This is a genomic window from Lacrimispora amygdalina, from assembly GCF_900205965.1.
Taxonomy (GTDB): Bacteria; Bacillota; Clostridia; order Lachnospirales; family Lachnospiraceae; genus Lacrimispora; species Lacrimispora amygdalina_A.
In genome coordinates this window covers 1-25,744 of the sequence record NZ_OAOF01000011.1, presented here as the reverse complement: position 1 = coordinate 25,744, position 25,744 = coordinate 1, and the positions used below count along the sequence as shown (strand labels likewise).

General features: G+C 40.6%; 28 protein-coding genes. 3 read left to right on the top strand and 25 right to left on the bottom strand.

Going from position 1 to position 25,744, the window contains the following annotated elements:
• Window positions 1–20 precede the first annotated feature (20 nt).
• The 12 genes from CRO04_RS14985 to CRO04_RS14930 all read right to left on the bottom strand — a co-directional run bounded on the left by CRO04_RS14985 (window position 21) and on the right by CRO04_RS14930 (window position 13,825).
• A complete protein-coding gene (locus CRO04_RS14985; protein WP_097005074.1) occupies window positions 21–458 on the bottom strand; it encodes a hypothetical protein in 438 nt (145 codons plus the stop codon).
• A gap of 80 nt (window positions 459–538) precedes the next feature.
• Window positions 539–1,072 (bottom strand): transcriptional regulator, encoded by a 534-nt coding sequence (locus CRO04_RS14980; protein ID WP_097005073.1) that lies wholly within the window; start codon window positions 1,070–1,072, stop codon window positions 539–541.
• Between the two features lie 117 nt (window positions 1,073–1,189).
• A complete protein-coding gene (locus tag CRO04_RS14975; protein ID WP_097005072.1) occupies window positions 1,190–2,857 on the bottom strand; it encodes a glycoside hydrolase family 13 protein in 1,668 nt (555 codons plus the stop codon).
• A 1-nt stretch (window position 2,858) separates the two neighbouring features.
• Window positions 2,859–4,562 carry a glycoside hydrolase family 13 protein gene (locus CRO04_RS14970; RefSeq protein ID WP_097005071.1) on the bottom strand — a complete coding sequence of 568 codons (1,704 nt, stop codon included), beginning with the start codon at window positions 4,560–4,562 and terminating at the stop codon, window positions 2,859–2,861.
• A gap of 16 nt (window positions 4,563–4,578) precedes the next feature.
• Window positions 4,579–5,439 (bottom strand): carbohydrate ABC transporter permease, encoded by an 861-nt coding sequence (locus tag CRO04_RS14965; RefSeq protein WP_097005070.1) that lies wholly within the window; start codon window positions 5,437–5,439, stop codon window positions 4,579–4,581.
• On the bottom strand, window positions 5,436–6,476 hold the full coding sequence (locus CRO04_RS14960) for a sugar ABC transporter permease (protein ID WP_330400857.1): 1,041 nt from the start codon (window positions 6,474–6,476) through the stop codon (window positions 5,436–5,438). Before CRO04_RS14960 ends, CRO04_RS14965 begins: the two co-directional genes overlap by 4 nt.
• A 70-nt stretch (window positions 6,477–6,546) precedes the next feature.
• The gene (locus tag CRO04_RS14955) at window positions 6,547–7,881 is read right to left on the bottom strand and encodes an ABC transporter substrate-binding protein (protein ID WP_097005069.1); all 1,335 of its coding nucleotides are present in this window, start codon (window positions 7,879–7,881) and stop codon (window positions 6,547–6,549) included.
• A 174-nt stretch (window positions 7,882–8,055) separates the two neighbouring features.
• Complete coding sequence (locus CRO04_RS14950) at window positions 8,056–9,069, bottom strand: LacI family DNA-binding transcriptional regulator (protein WP_097005068.1); 1,014 nt, start codon at window positions 9,067–9,069, stop codon at window positions 8,056–8,058.
• 103 nt (window positions 9,070–9,172) lie between these two features.
• Complete coding sequence (locus CRO04_RS14945) at window positions 9,173–12,322, bottom strand: alpha-mannosidase (RefSeq protein WP_097005067.1); 3,150 nt, start codon at window positions 12,320–12,322, stop codon at window positions 9,173–9,175.
• 202 nt (window positions 12,323–12,524) lie between these two features.
• Window positions 12,525–13,148: an undecaprenyl diphosphate synthase family protein gene (locus CRO04_RS14940; RefSeq protein ID WP_097005066.1), complete on the bottom strand. Its 624-nt coding sequence runs from the start codon at window positions 13,146–13,148 to the stop codon at window positions 12,525–12,527.
• Between the two features lie 114 nt (window positions 13,149–13,262).
• Entirely contained in the window at window positions 13,263–13,403 is a 141-nt protein-coding gene (locus tag CRO04_RS14935; RefSeq protein ID WP_097005065.1) for a cyclic lactone autoinducer peptide, read from the bottom strand.
• Window positions 13,404–13,504: 101 nt separating this feature from the next.
• On the bottom strand, window positions 13,505–13,825 hold the full coding sequence (locus CRO04_RS14930) for a hypothetical protein (RefSeq protein ID WP_097005064.1): 321 nt from the start codon (window positions 13,823–13,825) through the stop codon (window positions 13,505–13,507).
• Window positions 13,826–14,085: 260 nt separating this feature from the next.
• On the opposite strand from CRO04_RS14930, the gene CRO04_RS14925 reads away from it, so the two are divergent.
• From CRO04_RS14925 to CRO04_RS14915, 3 genes are read left to right on the top strand one after another with little or no spacing between them, the layout of a single operon-like run.
• Entirely contained in the window at window positions 14,086–14,826 is a 741-nt protein-coding gene (locus CRO04_RS14925; RefSeq protein ID WP_097005063.1) for a LytR/AlgR family response regulator transcription factor, read from the top strand.
• 1 nt (window position 14,827) lies between these two features.
• The gene (locus tag CRO04_RS14920) at window positions 14,828–16,123 is read left to right on the top strand and encodes a sensor histidine kinase (RefSeq protein ID WP_097005062.1); all 1,296 of its coding nucleotides are present in this window, start codon (window positions 14,828–14,830) and stop codon (window positions 16,121–16,123) included.
• A 19-nt stretch (window positions 16,124–16,142) separates the two neighbouring features.
• Window positions 16,143–16,721, top strand: coding sequence for an accessory gene regulator B family protein (locus CRO04_RS14915; RefSeq protein WP_097005061.1), 579 nt, complete (start codon window positions 16,143–16,145; stop codon window positions 16,719–16,721).
• Window positions 16,722–16,730: 9 nt separating this feature from the next.
• Here CRO04_RS14915 and CRO04_RS14910 read toward each other — a convergent pair whose 3' ends face one another.
• The 13 genes from CRO04_RS14910 to lexA all read right to left on the bottom strand — a co-directional run bounded on the left by CRO04_RS14910 (window position 16,731) and on the right by lexA (window position 25,470).
• Window positions 16,731–17,195 carry a phage holin family protein gene (locus CRO04_RS14910; protein WP_097005060.1) on the bottom strand — a complete coding sequence of 155 codons (465 nt, stop codon included), beginning with the start codon at window positions 17,193–17,195 and terminating at the stop codon, window positions 16,731–16,733.
• Between the two features lie 26 nt (window positions 17,196–17,221).
• Window positions 17,222–17,761 carry a sigma-70 family RNA polymerase sigma factor gene (locus tag CRO04_RS14905; protein WP_097005059.1) on the bottom strand — a complete coding sequence of 180 codons (540 nt, stop codon included), beginning with the start codon at window positions 17,759–17,761 and terminating at the stop codon, window positions 17,222–17,224.
• Between the two features lie 232 nt (window positions 17,762–17,993).
• Window positions 17,994–18,671 (bottom strand): hypothetical protein, encoded by a 678-nt coding sequence (locus tag CRO04_RS14900; protein WP_097005058.1) that lies wholly within the window; start codon window positions 18,669–18,671, stop codon window positions 17,994–17,996.
• 173 nt (window positions 18,672–18,844) lie between these two features.
• Window positions 18,845–19,645 (bottom strand): hypothetical protein, encoded by an 801-nt coding sequence (locus CRO04_RS14895; protein WP_097005057.1) that lies wholly within the window; start codon window positions 19,643–19,645, stop codon window positions 18,845–18,847.
• A gap of 19 nt (window positions 19,646–19,664) precedes the next feature.
• A complete protein-coding gene (locus tag CRO04_RS14890) occupies window positions 19,665–20,135 on the bottom strand; it encodes a pyridoxamine 5'-phosphate oxidase family protein (RefSeq protein WP_097005056.1) in 471 nt (156 codons plus the stop codon).
• A gap of 13 nt (window positions 20,136–20,148) precedes the next feature.
• A complete protein-coding gene (locus tag CRO04_RS14885) occupies window positions 20,149–20,499 on the bottom strand; it encodes a DUF2200 domain-containing protein (RefSeq protein WP_097005055.1) in 351 nt (116 codons plus the stop codon).
• Window positions 20,500–20,533: 34 nt separating this feature from the next.
• On the bottom strand, window positions 20,534–20,959 hold the full coding sequence (locus tag CRO04_RS14880) for a pyridoxamine 5'-phosphate oxidase family protein (RefSeq protein WP_097005054.1): 426 nt from the start codon (window positions 20,957–20,959) through the stop codon (window positions 20,534–20,536).
• A gap of 172 nt (window positions 20,960–21,131) precedes the next feature.
• The gene (locus CRO04_RS14875) at window positions 21,132–22,817 is read right to left on the bottom strand and encodes a recombinase family protein (RefSeq protein WP_097005053.1); all 1,686 of its coding nucleotides are present in this window, start codon (window positions 22,815–22,817) and stop codon (window positions 21,132–21,134) included.
• 77 nt (window positions 22,818–22,894) lie between these two features.
• The gene (locus CRO04_RS26300) at window positions 22,895–23,053 is read right to left on the bottom strand and encodes a hypothetical protein (protein ID WP_166432579.1); all 159 of its coding nucleotides are present in this window, start codon (window positions 23,051–23,053) and stop codon (window positions 22,895–22,897) included.
• 11 nt (window positions 23,054–23,064) lie between these two features.
• Window positions 23,065–23,625, bottom strand: coding sequence for a hypothetical protein (locus CRO04_RS14870; RefSeq protein ID WP_097005052.1), 561 nt, complete (start codon window positions 23,623–23,625; stop codon window positions 23,065–23,067).
• 139 nt (window positions 23,626–23,764) lie between these two features.
• Window positions 23,765–24,124 (bottom strand): helix-turn-helix domain-containing protein, encoded by a 360-nt coding sequence (locus CRO04_RS14865; RefSeq protein WP_141400991.1) that lies wholly within the window; start codon window positions 24,122–24,124, stop codon window positions 23,765–23,767.
• Window positions 24,125–24,445: 321 nt separating this feature from the next.
• Window positions 24,446–24,694, bottom strand: coding sequence for a hypothetical protein (locus CRO04_RS26295; RefSeq protein WP_022518945.1), 249 nt, complete (start codon window positions 24,692–24,694; stop codon window positions 24,446–24,448).
• Between the two features lie 173 nt (window positions 24,695–24,867).
• Window positions 24,868–25,470: a transcriptional repressor LexA gene (gene lexA, locus CRO04_RS14855; RefSeq protein WP_097005050.1), complete on the bottom strand. Its 603-nt coding sequence runs from the start codon at window positions 25,468–25,470 to the stop codon at window positions 24,868–24,870.
• Between the last annotated feature and the right edge of the window lie 274 nt (window positions 25,471–25,744).

Here is a 25,744-nt window from a genome sequence, read left to right as displayed (position 1 = left end):
AATTTTCCTCGTTTTCTATTTTATTCTTTCTGCCATAGCCTGCCTGCTGCCTCTTTCTCTCCGTCTGAATTATGAATGTAATGGATCACAAACATTCTGCTTATGGATCCCTCCTGCCATAGAACTGTGCGAAGCTGACAGAACGCAAAAGGAATCAATAAATAGATTGATTTTAAGCTGACAAAATCAAGGGGAATACTCTGACCGGTTGAACGCCTTGTGATGTTGAGCAAAACATCACCGACTGTTTCTTCTCCCAGCACATCATTGAATTCAATCAGCCCAGCCGTTTTTTTATGAAACAGGTTACCACTGCTAACAGTGTCTGCTGAAACATAGCCGGGATGTCCGAAACCCTTCACCACTTGAGCGGTATTCAGTTGTGTAACAAATAATGCCGTGCAAAAAAGGCATACCAGTATCAGACGGATAAATCCTGGTTTCTTCCTGATTTCCAATATGTTCCCCCCCTGTTTCTATTCTTGTTGCATTGTAACATAAATTTATAAAAATACAACGTTACAATGCTGACAAAATTCTACAATACTGGCAGTTTCTTCAGAAGCTGTTCCAACTGGTCTCTTTCCTCTTCACTTAATCGGGACAGCACTTCCTTATCTGCCTCTTTGATCCAGTCTTCTGCTGCCTTAACACCTTTGTTCGACAGGGAAAAATGAAGTTCTCCCTGGGACGCTTTCTTTTTTATGATATATTCTTTTTTTTCAAGTTTTTCCAGACACTCCATTAACTTCTCACTTCCCATGCCTGTATCCGCGTTCAGCTGTTTTGCCGTCTTCTGGTCTGCCTTATACAAGGCTCCCATCACCAGGACTCTCAGCTTTTTACCGCTGATTTTATGATCCTTCTGCCCAAACAGGCGGTCAAATCCAAGTTTATAATATAGAAGAATTCTGCCAAAAGACGGTTCATAAGTTTTCGTTTGTAAAACTGCGTCTTCTTTGGCCTTCATTGATTTTACATAAACCTTTCCTTTGCTGCAGTGAAGATCATGAAACGGACAATGCCGTTTGCAGCAGGGACAATGAAGCTGATCTGATTTTTTATCACCCATGATTATTTTCCTCCTTTGTTTGAGAAACGAAGGGGTATATACCCACGTATATACCCCTTCGTTCATTATATTCCTCTGCAGAACCAATGTCAACGATTCCACGGACAATCATATTATTTATAATTCCAGGACAACAACCTCATATCCCTTCAGTAAAAGCGTTGTCTTATTCCCGTTAACTGTTTCATAATTATGAAGCAGAACCTTTCTGTATGGCTGTTCCAATATTATTTCCTGTTCCTCCGTTTTAAAGTTTCCTATTACAAGAATTCTCTGGTCTTCTCCGATTCTGTAATAAGCCATCACTCTTTTCTTATCAGTATAGGCAGGTATAAACTGACCATATATAAAGGTATCCTTATATTCTCCGGACTTTCTTAATGCAATCAGCTTTTTATAATAACTAAAGACCGATGCAGGATCTTCAGACTGGCACTTTAGATTAACACCAGGGTAATCCGGGCTGACCGGAAGCCATGGCGTTCCTTTGGTAAAACCGGCATTTTCACTGTTATCCCACTGAAAGGGTACCCTTGCATTATCCCTGCTGTAACGTCTTACAGCCTCAAGAGCCTGCTCATTGGTAAGCCCGTTTAACCGTGCCACCCTGTATTCTTCCAAAGTGGAAACGTCATCATACCGGTCAATGGAGTCAAAGGAAACATTTTCCATTCCTATTTCCTGTCCCTGGTAGATAAAGGGAATTCCCTGTAACAGGAAATAAAGTGTTGCAAGCATCTTCTTTGCTTCATCAGAACATTCTCCCTCCGGAATATATCGGCTTACTCCCCGCGGCTCATCGTGATTTTCAATGATGTTGGAAAGAAAACCGATTCCCCCTGCTCTCTTCTGGCTGTCAAAGCAGCATTGCCTGTAATCATCGGGAGTAACCGGCTGATTATCATACCAGCCCTTTTCACTGGCTCCGAATACCGTCTGGCTAAAATCAAAGATACTGGAAAAGCACCCATCTTCTCCTATAAAATCAGATAAGTTATCCTTTTTCTCATTGAAAACTTCCCCTACTGTAAACGCTTGATACCTACTAAAGGTCGCATCCCGCATCTCCTTTAAAAACTCCATCACACCATCATTTTCCTTTAACATCAACCTGCAGTCAGCCAGACCGTCTTCCCGGTCAGCCTGATAATCATGAAAAGGAAGGGCTTTTTTTATATTCATAATGGCATCAATCCGAAATCCGGCAATGCCTTTTTCAAGCCACCAGTTGATCATATCGTAAATTTCTTTGCGGACAACTGGATTCTCCCAATTTAAATCCGGCTGTTTTTTGTGAAAAAGATGCAGATAGTACAGATTGGTATCTCCGATCCGTTCCCATGCACTTCCTCCGAAATAGGAACGGATATTAGAAGGCTCTTTTCCATCTTTTCCTTCCCTGATGTAAAAATACCTGCCATATTCCCCCGTTGGATCCTTCAGGGCTTTCAAAAACCATTCATGCTCATCAGAACAATGGTTGACCACAAGATCAAGCAGAATGGAAAGTTCCCGTTTCTTCGCCTCCGTTATCAACTCTTCTAAATCATGCATGGTACCAAATCTGGGGTCGATATTATAATAATCCGAGATATCATATCCCTGATCTGCAAAGGGCGAAGGATATATGGGAGAAAGCCATATAATATCAATTCCAAGTTCCTTTAAGTAATCTAACTTTGAGATTACGCCTCTTAAATCTCCGATTCCATCACCGTTGGTATCATAAAAGCTCTTTGGATAGATCTGATAAGCGACTTTATCATGCCACCACTGTTTCTTCATTTTATATTTCTCCATTCAGGTTATTTTCTTTCTGCATATAGTAAACTGCTGCTTCATAAGGACGCAGTCTGCCCTGTCTTATATCCGGAGGACAATCGTAGTTATAAATAAGGCACTCCGCCTCTGCTCCTTTAAAATCCTCCGGAACAGATAACTCTGCCTCCTCATTGGAAAAATTGCAAAGTACCAGAAGTCTCTCCGTTCCAAGGCTTCTAATATAAGCAAATATCCTGATATCCTCTTTCAGAATCAGCTGATAGCTACCGTATACGATAATCTTATAATTCTTTCTCAGTCTGATAAGTTTCCGGTAATAATGAAATACGGAATTTTTATCAGCCAGTTCTCTCTTAGCATTGATTTCTGAATAATTGGGATTTACGGATATCCAGGGGATTCCATCGCTGAATCCGGCGGCCGGACCATCATCCCACTGCATAGGGGTTCGTGCATTGTCCCTGCTTTTACACCTTAAATAACTCATCATTTTTTCATGGTTTACAAGCCCTTTCCCTGTAAGCTCCTTATAAGCATTCAGACTCTCAATATCCCTGAACTGGGTTAATTCCATAAACGGGAAATTGGTCATCCCAAGCTCCTCACCCTGATAGATATAAGGAGTGCCTCTCATCATATGCAGGCAGGTTGCAAGCATCTTTGCAGAAACCTCCCTGTATCGGCTGCTGTCGTCACCAAAGCGGGATACTGCTCGTGGCTGATCATGATTATCCCAGTATAAGCTGTTCCAGGCATCGTCTCCCAACTCCTCCTGCCATCTGGACAAAATTCGTTTTAATCTTAACAGATCCGGTTTTTTATCCGTCCATTTTAACAGCTCTCCATCTCCCTCCACATGTTCAAAATGAAATACCATATTTAACTCATGTTCCCTGGCACCCGCATATTTTCCGGCTTCCTCCACCGTAACACCGGCGGTCTCCCCTACCGTCATTAAATCATAGTTAGACAATACCTTCTGATTCATCTCCTTCAGATAGGTATGAACCTTCGGTCCATGAACGGCATAAGGGGAGAAGTCACCGTAAAGGTCATCCTTTACTTCCCCATCCGGAAGCGCCGGATCCTTGGATATCATGCTGATCACATCCATACGGAAGCCATCTATTCCCTTCCTGCACCACCAGTCCATCATCTCAAATACTTCATTTCGCACCTTCTCATTCTCCCAGTTTAAGTCAGGCTGCCTGGGAGAAAACAAATGAAGGTAATACATACCCGTTTGTTCATCCAGTTTCCATGCAGAACCTCCAAAACAGGACCCCCAGTTATTGGGCGGCTCTCCTTCCCCTTTTCCTTCTTTCCAGATATAATAATCCCTATAAGGATTCTCTCTGCTTTTCCGGCTCTCCAAAAACCATGGGTGTTCGTCGGATGTGTGGTTCACAACCAGATCCATCAGGATTTTGATCCCCCTTTCATGTGCATCCTTTAAAAGATCATCAAAATCCTTCATGGTTCCAAACTCATCCATAACCTTTTTGTAATCACTAATGTCATATCCATTGTCATCGTTGGGTGACTGATAGATGGGAGAAAGCCAAATCACATCAATTCCCAGCTGTTTTAAATAATCAAGCCTTTTTCTGATCCCGTTTAAGTCTCCGATCCCATCTCCGTTGCTGTCTTGAAAGCTTCTGGGATAGATCTGATATACCACTGCCTCTTTCCACCATTTTCGTTCCATAGCAGACTCCTCTCCATTATTTGATCGCACCTTCTACCATACCCTGAATTATCTGCCTCTGGGCGCATAAAAACAAAATAACAATTGGGATCATAGCCAGAAATGCTGCTGCCAGGATCAAATCCCACTGCTTGACATAGGAACCTACAAAGCTGCTTACTGCCACAGGCAGAGTTTTAATTCTTCCATTGAGCCCAAGCATCAGAGATGGAAGAAGATAATCGTTCCAGATCCAGATTCCGTTTAAAATCAGCACCGTCATCTGCACAGGCTTTAAAAGCGGAAATACGATCTTAAAAAATGTATTCTCAGGACTGCAGCCATCGATCCATGCTGCTTCTTCCAGTTCCTTTGGAATTCCCTTAATAAAACCATGAAGAATGAACACGGATAAAGAACCGCCAAAGCCCAGATAAGCAATAATAATTCCAGTATAACTGCTTAAAAGAGCTATTCCCGTAAATTCAGACAACTTACGGAAGGTTGACAACAGAGGAAGCATTACCACCTGAAAAGGGATGACCATGGAGGCCACAAACATCATAAAAATCACCTGTGACCATTTTGTCTTATTCCGTACCAATACCCATGCTGCCATACTGGAAAATACGGTCAGCAGCACCAGACTGACAGTGGTGATATACAAGGAGCTTCCAAAAGATCTCCAATAACTGAAATTCTGATTTCCAATGACATTTTTTAAATTAATAAACATCTGTCCCCAGTCAGAAGGCGGTGCTATGGGACTGATCACAATATCCGCGCTCTTTTTGGCAGAATTGAATATAACCAGCAGAAAGGGAGAAAGTACGAAAAGTGACAGCACAAAACCGGCAAGTTCCGGTACCAGTCGTTTGAATTTAATATTTCCTGTCATAATTCTACCTCCCTTTTCTTACTGATCGAAACCTGTGTCAGAGAGACCGCTGCCAGTATGAGAAAGAATACCACTGCTTTTGTCTGTCCCTGTGCATATCTGTTTCTGGCAATTGCCGTATTATAAATATTAAGGGCCAGAAACTCAGTGGAGGCCACCGCCTTCGCTCCCAGAATCCGGCTGGGTGCTCCGTTTGTAATGGCATAATTTAAGTCAAACTGCTTAAAGGAATTAACCAGTGTAAGGAAAATACATACGGTAAAGGTATTGGCAATCATCGGCAGCTTGATATGTAAAAGTTTTTTTAACACTCCTGCCCCGTCTACCGCCGATGCTTCCAGAATATCTCTTGGAACTCCCTGAAGTCCGGTAACATAAATCATCATAATATACCCGGCATACTGCCATGTACTGACAATGAGAATTGCAAAAAATGCCAGATTAGGGCTGGTAAGCATGGAAACACTTCCTGCTATCAGGCTTGTAAATACTTTATTAAATATAAACTGCCACACATATCCCAGTACAATTCCACCGATTAAATTGGGAAGAAAGAAAGAGGCTCTGTAAAAATTTCTTCCTCTTACTTCTGAGGTGCATAAAAGTGCCAGGAAAAATGCCGCAAAGTTAACAGAAACCATATTAAAAACTGTAAATAAGAATGTAATAAGCAGCGAATATAAATAGTCCGGTGCGTGGAACATCTGTCCATAATTCTTAAGTCCTACAAATTGGGTGAATTTAATTCCATTCCAGTCCGTAAACGAATAGAAAATCCCAAATAAGAAAGGGATCAGTACGGTTATGAAAAAAGCGCCTATGAGAGGAAGCAGAAATAAACCACTTACGATCTCCCGGTGCTTTCTTCCCGGAAACAGATATAGACCAATGATAACCAGAAGCAGCCCGCCTGCAAGCAATGGACCCCTTCCCCTGAAATTTCGGTTGAAAAAATCAAAATACAGGCCGCAGCAAACCATACCGATACCGATCAATACCGGTAAAACATTCATTATTTTTTTTGCTTTTCCCTCCATACGTTTTCTCCTTTATCTCTGCTTTCACGCTGTCATATGGATACGGGCGGCTTTAGGCCGCCCTTCCCTGTTATTTTTTCACGTAGTCTGCAATGGCCGTCTGCATCATGTTCACAAATCCATCTTTATCAATCTCACCTTTTGCATACAGCTCAAACACGGCACCAGTAGAATTCATTGAAATTCCTTCCGGCATCTTTGTCCACTCCCAGGAATAAGTATTGGCTGCATCCACATAGGTCTTTAAGCTCAAGGCCAGAGGTGTTTTAGGGCTGACTTTACAGGTCGTGTAAGGAGAAATCATCCCGCAGTCACTTACCAGACATTCCTGTCCTTCTTCTGTCAGGGCCAGCTCTTTCAAAAATGCTTTGCTAGCATCAATGTTGCTGCCTTTATTATAAACAGCCCACCAGGATGGACAGTCTGCAAGTACGCCTTTCATCTCTTCCTTTGTAAATGCCAGAGGTGCAATTCCACATTCAAATTTCACATTGTAGTCAGGAAGAGACGGATCTATCCAGTTTCCCTGAGTAATAAATGCGGTTTTTCCCTGTGCCCATAACGCAAGCTGATCGTCATAGGTTCCGGATATCAGGGTATTCTTATCCGAATAATCAAACAGCAGCTTCATAAAATCAGCAAACTGCCCCAGACGTTCTGTATCCGTCTTGCCGGATTTTAACAGATCAATATATGTGGTATCCCCTCTCTTTAACCCACCTGATAAATAATAACCAAAAAGATGGTTTCCTGTTGACCAGTACATCTGTCCGGATTCAGCTGCAACCGAGCATACGGCAGTCAGCCCCAGTTCTCCCTTTTTCTGGTCAATGGTCTCAAAGGCTTTCTTATATCCGTCATAGCTGGTGAGAGAAGCAGGATCTATTCCTGCTGCTTTCAAAACATCTTTATTATATGTAATACCATACCCTTCTACTGCATAAGGAAATCCTACTGTTTTCCCATCCTCTGACTTAAAACCGAACTCGGTCTGGGAAGCCCACTCCTCCCCGCTTAAATCTGTCATATAATCCTTCCAGGTCTGATAATCCCCTTCGCCCCCGAAGACGAATAAATCCGGCATGTTACCTGCTGCTAAGTAACCCTTCATGGTACCATTGATGTCAACTCCGCCTCCAAGTGACTCAATCACAACCTCCTGACCGGTTTTTTCCTGATATTTTTTGGCAAAGGCTTTTAACGGCTCATCTATTTCAATCTTTCCGTTGACGATCCGAATGGCCTCCCCGCCGGACTTTGCCTGGCCATCGCCCTCGCTTTGTGCGGATTGGCTGCCCGCGGATGACGTCACTGTTCCTTCAGACTGTGCGCTCTTCCCGCAGCCTGTAAGTGATAAAACTGCCGCTGCTCCCGCCAATGCCATAACCCATAAGTATTTCTTCATAATTCACCCTCCATTATTAAATATGCTGTTAATATGTGGCGTTTTTACAAATATATTGTAACTTATGCGCATAAGTTATCTATAAAGTATATTAGCACTTTATGAATGATATAACAAGGGTTTTTTCATTCATTTTTTAAGATATTAAAAAAAAGGCTCCCTTTACAGGAAACCTTACATTTTTCTCACAGAAGAGCGTTCTACAATAAAAACCGGAAGCTGTTCAAGGTTGGCTCCGTAATCCTCTTCGTTAATGATATGAAACAGCTTTTCCACAGTGATCCGGCTTTTTTCCGTTACGTCCTGATGCACCGTCGTCAATGCAGGCCTTACCAGCCGGCTGCAGACATTATCATCAAATCCAACGATGGAAAGTTCTTGTGGAATTTTCATTCCCCTGTCCTTTAAATCATTCAAAATATAAGCCGCATAATAATCCGATGCACAGATAAAAGCGGTAAAATCTGAGACCCGCTCATAAGCCTGGGATAAAAGAAAGGATAAATCAGCACCGCTCGGTTTCAGCCTGACAAAGTTGTCTTCGTTCCATGGCAGACCGGAACTCGTCAGCGCATCCCGGTACCCCATAAACCGTTGATAGTCTACTCCCATACAGTTATCTGCCAGAAAAGCGATTTTCTTATGACCGGCCTGCAGGAGATATTCCGTAATCTCCCTGCCGCCTTTTCTGTCGTCGATTCCTACATTCACATACTCAAAAGAGGCATCTTCAAAATAGGCGTCCACAAAAACCATGGGCGTTTTCATTTTCTGATTTAACAGTTCCCCATCTTCTTTCTGCATTCCAAGAAGAATCAGACCATCCACATTCCAGCTGGAAACCGAGCTGATAATTTCCCCTATGTCGCTGGAAACATAGAGCATGGTAAAATACCCCCTTGCCCGTACAAACCGTTCCACTGCTCCAATTAACTCCCCTGCAAAGGGGTCTTTTACAAAGTTATCGTACTTATTTTCACTGGCTTTCATAGCCAGCCCGATTATCCCGGACCGGTTCCTGGCCAGATTTCTGGCATTTCTGTTTGGAACATAGTCATATTCTTCAATCAGCTTCTTCACCTTTTCCACCATAACAGGAGATACTTCCCCTGCTTTTCCATGAATCACGTTGGAAACGGTGGTTGTACTGGTGCCAAGCATTTCTGCCATTTTTTTAATTGTAATCATACCATGCTCCTTCCTCTCCCTGGTAAACCCGCTTAAATTTCTCCTATCTATTCTATTACGGGTTGTTCAATTATGCAAGCAGGAAGGAGCATGAGCAGACTGCCTATTTCAATTTTATTTTCCAGGTCTTAATCTCATAAGGTTTTATGTTATAAGAAGCTGCGGCATCCGTAAATGGGATTTCCTGTTCCTCTTCCTCCAGCATACTGCATTCCCAGATGCCCAGGATCTCTCTTCCAAAGATCATCTCCCCACTGGTTCTTTCATTTGCAGTCTCATAGAAGCGGATTATCATGTCATTTCCTTTTCTTTCTTCCTTTACCACTTCGATAATCACATTGTCTGCATCTGTTTTAACAAGAGAAAACTCACCTGGCAGACTGCCTTCATCCGATTCTTTTACTCTTGCAGCCAAGGGATTGTTAAGAAGATAAGCCCTCTTTGGCGTACCTGCTTCTTTCCAGCCCCCCTTATGGGGATAGATGGAAAATACAAAGCTGTGATGCTCCTTGTCTGCGTCAGGATTGGGATATACAGCTGATTTTAACATGGAAATACCAATCTCTCCATTATGAACGTGGCAGCCGTACTTACAGTCATTTAAAACACTGACTCCGTAACCACCCTCAGATACATCAAGCCATTTATGCATGCAGACCTCAAATCTGGCATAATCCCACATGGTATTAAAGTGGGTTTTCCGTTTCACATTTCCATACTGAATATCAAAGACAGCTTCGTCAGTATGAACATCAACAGGAATGATTGATTTCATGAAAATATGTTTTTCCCTCCAGTCAATCTCATTGCGGATGAGGATTTCAGGGCTGTTATAAGTAAGGGAAATATACTGTTCAATATAAGAATCCAGGTATTTTCTCTTTATACAGACAGTGGCACGGACCGGACCGTTTTCTACAAGCTCCATGGAAGCAGCCTCCGAAATCTCCCAGGATTTTTCCACATAATAATTATTTACATCCCATGCATCATAATTGTGGGGACGGTCTTCGTAGGTCATCAGTACATTGGCGCATTTGTGATCCGGCAGGACTTCACGCTTAATAACTTTATCGTAGATGGAGGATATCTGCCCCTTCTCATTTAAGACAACATGGATATACTGGTTTTCCAGATGTCTTTCATCTGCCGAGAGAAAGGTCTTATCCCCGCTTTCATCATCCTCTGTCAGAACAAAGGTACGATAGCCCTTTGATGGTACCCCTGACGCGCTGAACAATACTGCCCCCTCCTCTGTAATCTGAACCGGCAGCCTGTTATCTCCGTCTTTTACTGCAGGATGTTTCATGCCCTCCGGCAGCTTTACGGACACCAGTCCCTCCCCTGTGACGCTGTTAGGATTAAAGACAACCAGTGTATTCTTAGTTCCGGCAATCTGTTCCGTCACATGCTGTAAAGCCAGATCCACCAATTCCTCTCCGGTCTTCGTAATTATCTCATACTCATTTCTGGAATCCTCATACACCTCCTTAATGGATGAGCCTGGAAGAATATCATGAAACTGATTTCTTAAAATGACTTCCCAGCTTTCGTCAATGGTCTTTTTCGGATAGGTGCTGTTTGTCAGTATCCGGTTAAGCATTCCGAAACATTCCGCATTTTCAAATAGAAACTCGGACTTACGGTTGTATTTTTTATTTCTTGCCATAGAGGTATAAGTACCTCTGTGATATTCCAGGTAAAGCTCTCCTACCCAGGAGGGCAGATATTTCTGTCCCTTCACCTCCTTTTCCAGATTCTCAAAGAATTTTCTGGAGGTTGTCATTCGTGTTTTGGGACAGCCTGGAATTCCTTTTTCAAGCCTTCTCTGGTTCTCCAGCATATCTTTTGTGGGTCCGCCGCCCCCATCCCCGTAACCAAAGGACATCAGCACTTCATCATTTAAATATTTCTGACTGTATCGTTCCCATGCTCCTTTTACATAAGTGGGATTTAAATAAGCATTATAGGTGGTAAAATGCTCTGTCTCCGTACCCCCTGAAACTGCAGCCTTATTATATTCCCTGCTTGGGCTGAAATGAGTCAGGATTCTGGTTCCGTCAATTCCCTCCCAGTAAAAGGTGTCATAGGGCATTTTATTAAATTCATTCCAGCTGATCTTGGTTGTCATAAAATACCGGATTCCGCATTTTTTCATGATCTGGGGAAGTGCAGCAGAATAGCCGAATACATCGGGCAGCCATAAAATCACGTTATCTTTTCCAAACTCTTCCCGAAAAAATTCCTTCCCGTGAAGGAACTGCCTGATCAGTGACTCTCCAGAGGATAAATTACAGTCCGCTTCCACAAACATGCCGCCTTCCGTTTCCCATCTTCCCTCTGCCACACGCTTTTTAATCTCTTCATACACATCGGGGGCATTCTTTTTTACATATTTATAAAGCTGGGGCTGACTGGACATGAAAATATATTCCGGATATTGTCTCATCAGCTCCAGAACAGTGGAAAAGCTTCTCACTGCCTTATCCTCTGTAACAGCCAGAGTCCACAGCCATGCAATATCAATATGGGTATGCCCAACACAGCATATTGTCCTACTTTCCTTGCCGCAGTACCGGTTATAAAACTCTTCCCTCATATAGCTGGAAGCCTTCTTTAAACTCTCATAGTATTCCGCCGAATACTCCTTTCTTAAATCCAGCAGATTCAAAGATTCATTTGCTGCCGTTATAATAGCAATACAGCTGCTGTCTCCGTCAGGCAGCAGTTTTGCAGCTTCATAAGGAACGGATACATCATAAAAATACTGTTCCGTCTCCTGGTCTAAAATTCTGATTTTAGAATCCATCACCAGCTTAAAGTTCTGATCTCCCGTAAACGCAGATAAAATAATACGAAAAGTCTCTCCCGCTTTTGCCTGTCTGGTCAAAAGCACTTCCCGGTGATTTACATCCAGTCCCTGACGCCTGATACCATTTACATAGATGGTAAACTGTGGATTTGTTGCATCCCAGGACCCTTCCCGTCCTGTCCGCAGTTCATAAACCACACATTGATTTTCCCATTCCTCCGGTATGGTAACTTGCGTTTCAAACCAGAAATATTCTCTGTGCCCGCCCCAAAACTCTTCTTTTGCAAGCGTCTCCCAGGAATGTGTGTCCAAATCAGATACCTTATCAAACCTTTCTCGTGATTTGAGCACCCGGTACTCTGATACAGAAATTTCTTCTCTGTAAATTAATGACTGCAAATCATTTAACAGCTTTCCGATTCTTTCTTTTAGTAATAACACGTTAAAATCCTCCTTTTGGTAATCGTCCGATCAAGCTCTGCTCCTTTAATTGTATATTTCAGATAATTTTATTCTAATTCACCATACTATTATAGCATATTTTACCAATATCAGGGAATTTTTCATATTAAATAATCTCATATAACCACATAAAAAAGGCTGCCACTCAAGGCTGCCTTTTTTATGATATACAATTCTCTTTTTACCCCCCCAGGGTCACATCTTGTCTGGAGTACCACTCCAGTGCTTTGTAAACATGATCCGTTTTAAAATCCGGCCAGTAATCATCGATTACAAACATATCCGAATAAACGGACTGGACCGGAAGAAAACCGGAAAGTCTTCTTCTTCCTCCCCATCGGATTATCAGATCCATTCTGGATACATCCGCGGTTTTAAGCTTTGGGCCTATGGTCCCGTCTGACAGTCCCAAATCCCATTCCCAGCTATAATTAATAAGGAAGTTGATTTTCATTCCCCCATTACCGAAACACACCCTTTTTGTATATGGTTTCAGCTCTTTTGGAAACACGGCCGAAGTAGTCTTACCAACCACCAGCAGCTGTGCATCCTCCTTAGCCAGCACCTCCACAGCCTTCACGCAGGCCCTGGAAAATGCTTCCCGCTGTACTGCAGGACGTTTGGTATTATCTGCAGTAAAGCCATAAAAGGTCATTTCTTCCACTCCCAGATCCCTGCAGAGCCGGTAAAGGGTCATACCAGGCGAGATGCCCTTATCATACCCTTCTTCTTTTTTTATGCCGTTCTCCACAGCCCAGCGTCTGTTTCCGTCAGGAATGATTCCGATGTGTTTTGGAATTCTCATTATCTGCCCTCCATAATTGGTTCCCTTTGAGGAAGTCCTGTTAAAATTATAGCCAACTTTTTCAAAGGATATCATGTCCGGCAGAAAATTTTGTAATAGAAAATGCCCTGATACCTATTTCTTAAAATTCTTAAGCTCTGCCGGCATCTTCGGCTGATGATAAATATACATGCATCTGCTTTGAGATGCCATCTCCACAGATTTTCTGGCTACCTGTTCCATGAATTTAGCTGCAATATTACTTTTACGTTCCATTCTTTCTACCTCCATTATTATAAAGAAATTTAGATAATGCAATTATACAAGTTCAGCAGCTTAATAATGACAAGTTGTAAAAATAACGACACTGCTCGTAATTATTCCCGATTTTGATACTGATGAATCCTTTCTTTGTCATTCTTAACAAAAAGCATGAACAGCACCAGAACCAGACATAACAGTATATTAATAAGATTTAGCAGGGATATAAAACTTTCCCCCATAAATGCAGTTCTCCCTTCAAACTGCATTTCACTCCACTCAATGCAATTGGAAATTACAACAGCGGCCATCATATTTATTACATAAATTTTTTTGTTGGATTTTCGGTTATCATATTTTTCCAGAATGAGATGAATTAGATTTACAATTAAAAACAGGGTACAGAGAGAAATAATTAAAAAAAGATAGGGTTTCAATTTTGTTACCTCCATAAAATGTGATATAATATTTTTAGTGCAATAAGAAAATATTATATTTCCATTGAATAAATTACATCATGTTGAAATTTCGGGCCTGCAAGTAATTTTTAATATGATTAATTAGACAAAATGCGACAAAAGCTCCTATTTCTCCCTTTTAATTAATGGGAGGTAACATACGATATACATATATACATGTTTCATTTTTGCATAAACAAAGTAAATAAAGTACACAGTTTTAATGGGGAAGGGTAAGTATGTTAAGAATAGCAGTTTGTGATGATGACGTTCTTTTTACAGGAATGTTAGAGAAATTAATAAAGGAAGAAGCATTGGCGAACGGTATTGATATTGAAGTCGACGTATTTTTTGATGGTTCCATGCTGACGAAATACGTACATCTGGGTAACGTATTTGACCTGATTTTTCTTGATATAGAAATGTCACAGGAAAACGGTATTGAAACTGCCCGACACATCAGACAGAAAGATAAGACTGCATTGTTAATTTATATTTCCGGATACGAGCAGTATTTAAAAGAATTGTTTGAGGTGGAGCCGTTCCGTTTTCTATCCAAGCCGCTGGATACTGCAAAATTCTCCCGGTATTTTAAAGAAGCGTATGAACGGATTAATGAAAACAATGTCTATTTTCAATTTAATTTTAATAAAGAGATTAAAAAAGTAGCGTTAAAGGATGTTGTCTATTTTGAAAGCCGCAACCGGATTGTATATATTTATCTAAAGGATGGCAGAGAGGAGTTTTTCTACGGAAAACTCAACGATGTTGAGAAAGAGTTAGCCGATAACAAACAGAGATATCTACGGATACACCAGTCTTATCTTGTAAATTATGATTATGTCAGCACCATGAATTTTTCCAGTCTTGTTATAGAAAACGGAGGTAAATCAACTACACTGCAGATCAGTGAAGACAGACAAAAGAAAATCCGCAAACAGTTATGTGATCTGGCCAGTAAGAAAGCGGGGGTAAAATAGTATGAAAATTCTATCTGCAACTGTTGTAAGCCCGTTTCTCTCACTATTTTATATTTTGGTCATACGTAAGTGCATCAATGCTTTTTTTGTACCCTCCTGGAAAAAGCCTACAACGTATATTATCTGGGTGGCCTATTATATCTTTCAGCTGTTTCTGGACATTGGAAGCGGAATCTCACCAGTACTGACACTTTTACTGAACATGGTCTTTGTCTTTCTTGCAACCAGTATTTCTTATTCAGAAAGCTGGAAAAAATGTGCCTTGTTCTCTTTTTTAATCTGTGCAATCTGGATGCTGGTGGAAATTATCATACATATGATCTTAAATATGCTGCATTTAGATGATAAAGCCGGTCTCTCAGGAGCCATTATATCTAAAATCGTAATGCTTGTTTTTGCAATTGTTACCGGACATTGTCTGCAGCATAAAAGCACTGGTGATATTTCATTCCGGTACATGGCAATTTTGCTTATGGTACCTGCTGGAAGTATCTATATAATGCATAACATATTTGTGATCAGCAGCACTGCTGAGAATGAGCTTTTTTTCTCCTTTGTCTCAGGAATTTTACTGATGCTTATTAATTATATTATTTTTGAGGTATTTGAATCGCTGGCAGCAAGTTCGGAGTATCAAAAAAAGACTTTGCTCTATGAGCAGCAATTAGAGCTTTGCAGCAGGCAGGCAGAGGAACGGGAGATACAAAATACGGAAATCCGTCTGCTGCGCCATGACATGAAGCAACATTTAATCAGTTTACTGGGCATGGTAAATTCAGGGGAAAATGAAGATGCCGCCACTTATCTTACCGCGCTTTTAGAAAAGGGAAACTCCAAAAAAATACACGAAATATCTCACAGCGGTAATATTGTGGTGGATTCTCTTGTGAATTATAAATGTTCCGTCGCCCGGAAACAAAATATAGAATTTAGCACCAATATTTTTATTCCCCCCACAATGCCTTTCCAGAACGGAAATCTGACCATCATTCTTGGCAACCTGTTAGAAAACGCTCTGGAAGCCTGCCGCCAGATGAAAAGCGGGCATCCGAAAATAGAACTGGAAATGTCTTATCAGAAGGGAATCCTTTCTATTGTTGTCTGGAATACCTTTGAAGGGGAACGCTTTACAGACGGTCAGAAACATTTTCTGACCACTAAGAAAAATCCTGCCCATCATGGACTTGGTCTGTTTTCTATTGAACAGGCTGTAGCGGCCTGTAACGGCGAAGCCATCACGCAGGTTCAGGGGAACATATTTAAAGCGGTCGTGATCTTATATCAGGAATCGGAATAATGAAAAGGAGGATCATCATATGGAACGGCTGTCTATCGCATTTACCAATTATATACTTAAAAAAGAAGTCATTTCAAAGGAAGACTATGAAATTTATTTATATGGGTTTCAAAGCTTTCTGGAACTGTTTTTAAATCTGGTCTGCAGTCTCTGTATTGCGGCTTTCCTGCATATGGAAGTGGAATGTCTGCTGTTCTTTTTATTGTTTATTCCCCTCCGCTCCTTTAACGGAGGACTGCATTTAAAGTCTTATTTCTCCTGTCTGCTTTTCTCCTGCGCCACCATGACTGTCATTCTTTTGATGGTAAAATATTGCAGCCTGACAGCTCCAGTTTCGTTTCTGCTGTACTTCGTTTTTATGGTACTGATCAAACTCACAGGAGCTGTCGACCATCCCAACCGACCGGTTGATAAAGATGAAAACCAGACATTTACTCATAAAACTGACCGGACACTGTTCATCAGCTTCCTTGCTGCACTGAGCTTTCTATTTTTGAATCTGGAAAAATATATTTTCTTAGAGGCGCTGATTTATATATTAGTATTTTCCACCCTTATATTATCCAAATTTACCGGCAGTACCACACGAAAGGATTGAGCCGATTTTTTAGTCTTTATCCATTTTGCCCCGTAATTCTGTGAGGACTTTTCGAAGAAACTCCGGCATTCTGGCACCCATCCGTCCCGCATTTTCTAAAATAGATATTAATTCATTGATGATAAGCCAGACAGACACCAATAATCCAAAGATTGTTTTATGCTCAAATTTAATTCCAATCTCAGTAGAAAATTTATAGATGACATAATCCGTACTGACTGCCGCCAGAATAATAAATATATAACTCACCTTTTTATAGATGCCAATCCGGCTTTTCCTGCTGCTCCACCCATACAGATTATTGTCAGGGTTGTCCAGCGCTTCCTTTTTCGAAGCCAGCATACCTGATATGTAATCCGTAATCATAAGTATGGTTAATAAAGAAACAGCAGGAAATAAAAGTCCGAATTGATCCATAATCCAGGCACTGATGATTCCCATTGCACTTCTTTCCAAAACCAGTTTTTTTTCCATAAATGCACCTCCTTAAACATCTTCTTTTATTTATAGTAATGGTCTTTCAGAAGATTATAAAAATTTCTTCTGACGCGGTTCACGTATTGTCTGGATACCAAATGCCGGTCTGCAATCACTGCATCCGACTCCTCATGAAAGACGATATCCCACAATATAACAGCCTGTTTCCCTTCCGTTTTTAAAAGCATAGTTTTTAGATCTTCATGAAACAGCCAGTCATCGTAAACAGGCTGATCCATGCTGATCTCAGTAAAAAACTCATCCTCAACAGAAGCCTCAGAGTCAAAATGCTGCCTGCTTTTTTTATACTGTTCTAAGAATTTGTTTTTTAGGGCTCTGCTTAAAAAATATATGCATTGCCCGTCCTCCTTATAATATTGCATTGAATTGATGGCCTCAAGCAGACTTAGTACAAATTCTGAATGCATGTCCTCTTTTTCATCCTTGTATAAAAGACGTACATACTTGTTAATCAACGGAGCCATTTTATCTACAATCAGTAAGAATTTTTCCTTATTACCTTTTTTTATTTCCTCAATAATTACATGAACACTATCTCCCATTTTCTTACCTCCTAAAAGGCAAAAAGAAAAAAAGAGTAATATTGTAAACTAAATTCTTCTGAATCTTTATTTTTTTCGCATAATATGATTGTAGATAAAAAACTATCTTTTTATGGAATCACGTAAAAAATGCCGAATAACAAGGAGAAATCTCCATATTATTCGGCATATTACCACCTGAAACCGTTATCGTTCCACCAATATTCGGTTATAGCTTTAAATTAATTCATTATTACCATCTTACATCGCTCCACTCCCATGTGAGATCACCGCTCTCCCGGTTCCTCTTAATTAAAGATTTTTTACAGTCGATTTCTAAGTTTGTTATATGAAATACATCGTTAAAAGCTTTGTATGCAGTCTCGGCATTATCCAAATAAGAACGGTCAGGATTGTAATCATCATGTGTACCGGTAATATAGGCACCATTCTTCCAGGTAAATCCTACATATCCGCATCCATCCGATCCATTGCTCACAAGTATCAGGCAATTATTCTGCAGGTATAATTCATTAATAATATACCAGCCTTCCGGCTCATAAAGGTCCGCTTCCTTTTTCAGTCCATGATTTTCATAAGTATACACACTAACAGAAATCCCATCCCCCAATATTAATTCAGGAATCCCGTCTCCATTAAAATCATGAATCCCCAGATAGACCGATGGATTCAAGCCATCTTCTCCCCTTAATTTATACGGATCAGGCAGATGACCACCCCCATGACTGATTATATCCTTATAGGCCGTCTGCCAGCTGTCTTCCTGCTTCGTAACGGCTAAAGAATCCTGAACCAAGGCGGCAGTCTGGCTTTCTTGCGTCTGCTCTGTGGCAGCTGCGGTTTTTTCTGAATCCGAGCAGCCGGTTAAAGCTATAACCAAAAAACATAATAAGAAAAATTTTTTATTCATGAGTCTTTCCCCTTTAAACTTCTTTGGCATTATTGTTTTGCTGTAACAGGGCACAATTATTTTATTTTACCATTATTTCGAATCATTATTTATACCTCGTAATTATTCCGATTTTGTTCGTAGAAAAAGCCATAGCTATACACTATGGCTCCTCAAAAGGCTTTAAAATAATATTAAACCGGCAAATATGTAATCAACATACCTCCTAATATCAGACTGGCAGTATTGGCAATCATTACGTAAAACGCCACACGCCTTTTCCTGTATTCCTTTATTAAAATAAGATATGCAATCATCTCTACGATAAATACCACCATTTCACCAAATATATAACCAAGTATCCAGTAATTGCTTAAATTAGGACCTGTAAGCATAGCATTTAATCCTGCCTGTGTAAGCAGATTAACCGATGCAAAGACAAGCCAGCTTCTCTTTTGCCGGTATCCAAAGAGAAAAAAGGCAGCACCTTCAATAAGCAGCGTCAGGATAACCCGCAAAGCCACCAGAGCAGGCACCCGTAAGGGAGACTGACCGACCGTAAGAGTTTCCGACTTCATATCAAGCGTTAAAATATTATTGTATTTGTTAAAGGTTCCTTCCGGAAGATTACACGAAAAGTTTTTACTGCCGCTTTTAACAATAAGTTTTATATCCTTTATATCCTCAATCTTCGGCGGATACACGCGGTAATGGAAATATACTTTATAGTATTTTTCCCAGCCTTTTTTTTCGCTTTCTCTGATTCTTAATTCGCTTAAACTGTCATTTGGCATTTGGAGAGATAACGAAAGATTCTCTCTGGAATTCAATACGATTATGGTGAAACCGGGAGCTTCCGCTGAATTGGCAGATACTGAGGTATAAAATAACAGGCTCATCAGATAAGCAATGATTAATACGATACAGACAATGCTACCAGGCTTTCTATATCCCGCTGTTTTTCGTTCAATGGCATTAGTATTCATATAATACATACATTACCTCCGAGTTTCATCAGTCTATCTTTATAATATCAAATATAAATGGAAACTTTTCTGATGATTTCCTGTCAAAGTCAACTTTGTATCCGGTATTGTCTTTGTAAAAGAATCCCTTATTTAAATCAACTTTTACATAACACATATTCTCGTCATTTTCATTGTTATGTGCGAAATACCATGGTTCAAATATCCTGATCAGCTTTTCTCTGATTTTCCGGTTTTTTTCTGATAATGGGTGCCCGATATTGCGTGCAGTTCCGGTAAAACGATACAGATCCTTACTTAATGCAACCATAGGATTCTTTTCAATCTCTTTTACTTTTTGAGAATTCCCGTAAGTTACAATATAAAAGGCTCCACTATCATAAAAGGTATCAATAAACCTGACTGATGGAATATTATCGTTTGATGTAGCCAGAGCAAACTGATAATCTCTTGCAAATAATGTTTCTAAAACCCCAAGTCCTTCTTCATACACATTCATTATACTTCCCCCTTTATTTTCTTAATATTTTTTCCATTGCCCTGCCTTTTGCAAGCTCATCAATTAATTTATCCAGATACCGGATTTTTCTCATCAATTCATCTTCGATTTCCTCCACCCGGTAACCACAGATAACTCCTTTGATCAGAGAAGCATTGGAATTCATTTGCGGTGCCTGATGAAAGAAGTTTTCCATACTCACTTCCTTTTCTAACTGCTGCTGCAATGAATCCTCGTCATATCCTGTCAGCCAGAAAATAATTTCATCTACTTCTTTTTTGGTTCTTCCTTTTCTCTCTGCTTTTTTTATATATAGCGGATAAATATCTGAAAAGGGCATATGAAAGATTCGTAGTGTGTTCATTTGAAGATCTCCTTTGCTTTATAGTATATTTTGTTTATAAGACCCCCCTGGCTTCTTTCCAGTCCACAAAAAGATTGTAACGGTTTGTAATGAAACGTAAAACACAGTAATTGGGATCTTCCGGACCGCTGAAATGATTTTCAAGTCCATGATACCACATCTCTTTTTTCATTTCAGCGTCTGTCAATACTTCTATTGTACCCACAAGCGTAATATTATGATTAACTGAATTAAAACAAACACTCGCTTTGTTGCATCTTTCAATTCTTTTGGTCTTATCACTGCCAAAACCTGTACAGAATGTAAGCCAGTTTATTCCGTCAGCTTTTGATACGGATATTGTTGAGGTTGTTGGATAGTCATCCAAGTCGATTAATGTTAACGTACAAAATCCCTCATCTCCGCCTACCGTCTTTTCTTCAATTATCTTATTTGCTTTAGCGATTATTTCTGTATTCATGTTATATTCCTCCCAATCATTTTTATCTTATTGTAACATGCATAATACGGCAACTATATGTCATGTTTTAATGTAACCAAAGACACCCTATCACTTTTACATGATAGGGTGTCAATAAGAATAACCTAAGTCAAATCACTTAAAAACGCTGAAATTCCAAAATTATTTATTGTTAAGCGCTGCCTGTGCTGCAACAGGCAGATGACGTAGTTTTATCATTTAAAGATTGCAGATGCTGTTTTTTTTTCCAATCGGAAGCCTCTTGCTTATATACCTCATTACCGTATGTCGGATTTAAATACCAGATAAATGCTCCGTGATCAAAAACAATCTGATCAACGAAATTATCAATCACAGTATCAGGTATCTTAGCCCTGGCATCAAAGGCAGTCATCTTGATAAACTCAGAAAGGCTATCAATGCGTCTGTCCTTTGCACCATTATCTTCCAATTCTAAAACCCGTTGTCTGCATTCATCATTTAATTTCTCTAAATTTGAAATCTGATCTTCTAATTTCTTTTTCTTACTGCGGAAGACTTCTCTGGAAATATCTCCTTCAGAGCACATATCAACCAAATTGGCAAGCTGTCTGTTCAGCTTCTCAATCTGACGATTGTTTGCTTCAAGCCTTTCTTTATCGTTTCTCTCAGGAGCCTTTACTTCAGCAACATCCTGTGCCATAGCCATAGCTTCCTTATAGATTGCATCTTTATTTCCAAGAAGCTTCTTGAAAACAAAATCGGCCTGAACCTCTAATTTCCATTCCATAAATGATGAGTTATCACAAATGCCTTCAATATCAAGTCCTTTTTTAAGTCTTCCTGCAGGAGTACCTGTTCGTAACTGACCGTAGCACTGATAGATATAACTAAGTGTTCCATCATTAGCCTTATGAGCAATCCTTCGATTCATTGCATGACCACAAGTACAAACAACCTTATTACCCCAGATATGTTTGCATGGTGACTGACCAACAGATCTGCCTCTCTTGTCACGCTTTCCAATTCGATGTTTTGCTCTTATCTCCTGAGCCCTATCAAAATCTTCCGGTGAAACCAGCTTCTCATGGGATCCTTCTACATATACTTTATCAACGGCCCCATAATTATTGATTTTCTTCTGAACCAGATAATCCGGAACATATTGCTTACGGTATACGATTCTACCGCAATAAAATGGATTCCTAAGAACTCTGTTGATATTACCGGACTGCCATCTTGTAAGGCCTGTGGCTGTCTTACGCCCTTCCTGCTCCATGATGTCCTGAATCTTACGAACACCATTGCCAGCCAGGTATAGTTCAAAGATTCTTTTCACAGTGTCGGCCTGTTCCTTATTTACAACAAGCTTATCACCAACTCTGTCATATCCAAGAATATTGCCGTTACCATACAAGACTCCATTTTTAAATGAAATCATCTGACCGGCTTTTACTCTCTGAGAAATCTTCTTGCTTTCGTTCTGGGCCAGCGTAGCCATGATAGAAAGCCTAAGCTCTCCATCCTCATCATTCATTGTCCAGATATTATCTTCTGTGAACCACACCTCCACACCATAAGTTTTGAGGGTTCTGGTCTGCTGCAGTGTATCAACTGTGTTTCTTGCAAACCTGGATACCTCTCTGGTAACAATTAGATCAAACTTCTTTTCTTTTGCATCCTTAAGCATTCGCATAAAAGACTCACGCTTATGAATTGATGTACCAGTAATACCTTCATCAATATATCTATCTACCAGCGTCCAGTCCGTATGCCTGCTCAAAATATCATCATAGTACTGCACCTGATTTTCCAATGCAGATATCTGCGCCTCATGCTCTGTAGAAACACGGGCGTAGATGGCAACTTTTCTCGCCATGTCGCACCTCGCATTCCACAACCAAGCTGTACTAGATGAGATCTAGACACAGCTTAATTATATAATTATTATCTTGTTTACTCAACGGGTATATTGTGTTTTTTCGCAATGTACCTCAGTTCTTCGTCTGTTATCTTTCCTTCTTTGTTAAGCTGCTTCATAATGTCAAAAGCAGCATATTTAATAGCCATTTCCTCTGCCTCTGGAGGAAATGTAATCTCTTTTAATTCCTTCATGATCACTCCTCCTAAAGCTTCTCAATGAAATAGTTTTCCATGTAGGAAATCAATTCACAATGAATACGGCTTGCCTTTCTCCTGACTACAGGAACCGTTACACCAGCTTCTTCTGCCAGTGTGTAGTAGTCCTTCTCCTGCTTAAGAAGCGGAATAATAATCTCCTGCTCCTTCACGCTAAGTGCATGCAGGTGTCTTCTAAAAGAAGCGTATTCATCAGCCATCATCACAATGACATACTCTCTTCGTTTGAATTCCTGTACCAGAGCCGGATCTGATAAAGCATCCTCTGCTGAATTCAGTCCATTGATAGCTCCCTCAAGCATTACATCAAGAACCGCTTCATCCGCTGTAGGATTACTATAGTTACCCAAATTCTGAATACGGACTCCAAGTTCATCTTTGTGATTGCTACGCTTTCTTTCCTTCTCAGCCTTAATCTCGTAGATCAGTCTCATCTTGCAATCCTCGATGATTCCCTGGAAGGAAGAGTAATTGGAATAAATCAGTTCGGCCCTCTCCCTAGCTGATTTGTCACCGTAGCTTTCATAGATATTAACCATAGTGGCCATATACACCTCCTATATTCAGTTGTGTTTATGTCACTAGGCTGCGCGCCGCTTCGTAACTCTTTACATGTTCTAGTCTAATTGGAATGCGCCTTATAATCGTTAACGCGGATGTGGACATAAAGTACACATAATGTGTACCTTAGCCCTCAAGAATCTGAATCTGCCTAAGCATCGCAAGTGCAGACTGCTTTGCCTTATCCGTCTTCAGATTATTTAGAATCTCTATTGCTTCATTCTCAACAGGATCAAGATTATCCGGCGTATCACCGTTCAATATATAATCAGCAGATACATGAAACAGGCGGCTCAGTTGGGTAAGCATCTCAGCTGAAACACCTCTGCTGTTATTCTCATAATTTGAAATAGCAGATTTACCTTCAAGATGAAGTCTTGCTGCAAGTTCCTCCTGGGTAAATCCTGCATCTGTACGTAGCTTTTTTATTCTTCCACCAACTGTTGTTACATCAATTGTTCCATTGTTTCTATTTACCTTCTTCATAATCTGCACCCTTTCCGGTGCCTTCCAAAACAGAAGCGAACCGAAAAAGAGCGCAAAAATAAAAAGAGCACTGCAAAACAACTACTAAATCTCTTGGTATGTAAAAACATACTTCAAGTTAGCTTCTGTTTTGCAGGCCCTTTTTAATCTGAATAGATGTCTTATGCTCCCTGGCTGCATCTATCCGTAGTAAATACGACTCTCTTCACAAACTCTTGGATACCAGACGTCACTCATTTGTAAGTCTTTTAACGTCATACTGACGACCAATCCAGCAATCTCCCTGGCATCCTCATAAATATTTAATTGTAAATCTATTTGCTACTTGCCTAACTTGTTAAGCTTCGCAGCATATCCGGTTAAACGAGCATGCCTCTTCTTAGCAAGCTCCTCCTCGGATCTATTGTCATCGAATACGGATACCTTGCCTTTCTTCACGCACACAACAAGGCGAGCACCGCATTCCGGGCAGACCATATACGAAGTTGTACTAGCTGACTCCATAAGAAATCCACCACATCTGTGGCAGCAAACCACGCATTCCCCAATTTTTTCCTCCGCTGAACTCATCAACATCACGCCTCCTTTGTCTTTCAAGCTTGATATCTCTCATTCGGAAAAGGGAAAGAAACCGATATGATGAGCATACTATAATCTCCCGATAATGGCCTTTCCGTAGTGTAGTCAACACTGCCATTATCAATGCACGACTGGTCTGATCTGTAAAAACTGTTTAGCACACATTACGCGAGGTCTTTAATGACCTTAACAGCTACACCCTGAATCTCACAATCTGAAACGATAATGTCCTTCATGGTCTTATTCTCAGGATGAAGTCTGATCTTCTGATTCTCTTTGTCTACAAAATAGCGCTTCAGCGTGTTCTCATTCCCTACAAGTGCAACAACAATATCGCCATCCATGGCTTCTGATTGCTTTCTGACGAGTACCAAATCTCCGGGAGAGATTCCAGCATCAATCATGGACTCGCCGTTTGCTCTAAGTAGGAAAAAAGTTCCGTTGCCAAACATAGAAACAGGCAATGACACATATTCTTCTGCGTACTCTTCCTCCAGTGTGGGAACACCGCAGGAAACAGCACCTAGAAGTGCTACGCTTGTAAACTCTGTCTGAACCTTCTCGGTCTGCTCAGTAGAAATCTGCTGGCCATCATATCTGATCATGCCATTGTCACTCATGGCTAACAGATACTTATATGCAGTTCCTCTGGCAATACCGACCGCATTGGCAATCTCTGTCGTAGACGGTGAGTGGCGATAATTCTTGTAGTATTCCTCTACAAATGCCTTAATAGTACCCATAAGCTCTGTAGATTTATGTCTCATACGCCGCTCCTTTCTAAAGGAAGCAATCTGCTTTCGTTACTCCCTATCTGAAAGTATATCACCGCGAACACTTGTTTGCAATATTAATCTACAAAATAACGAAAAAATCTGACAGCCGCGAAAATCGTGCACTCCCCCTTTTATGATTCTATGGTAAATCATAACCACCGGCTTAGCCGGTGGTTTGCTCTGGCCCTATAAGGGCCTGTTACCGGCACTGGAGTCTAAAGACTCATTGAAAGGTTCGCCAGCCGCAACATCATTTACCTGCCAA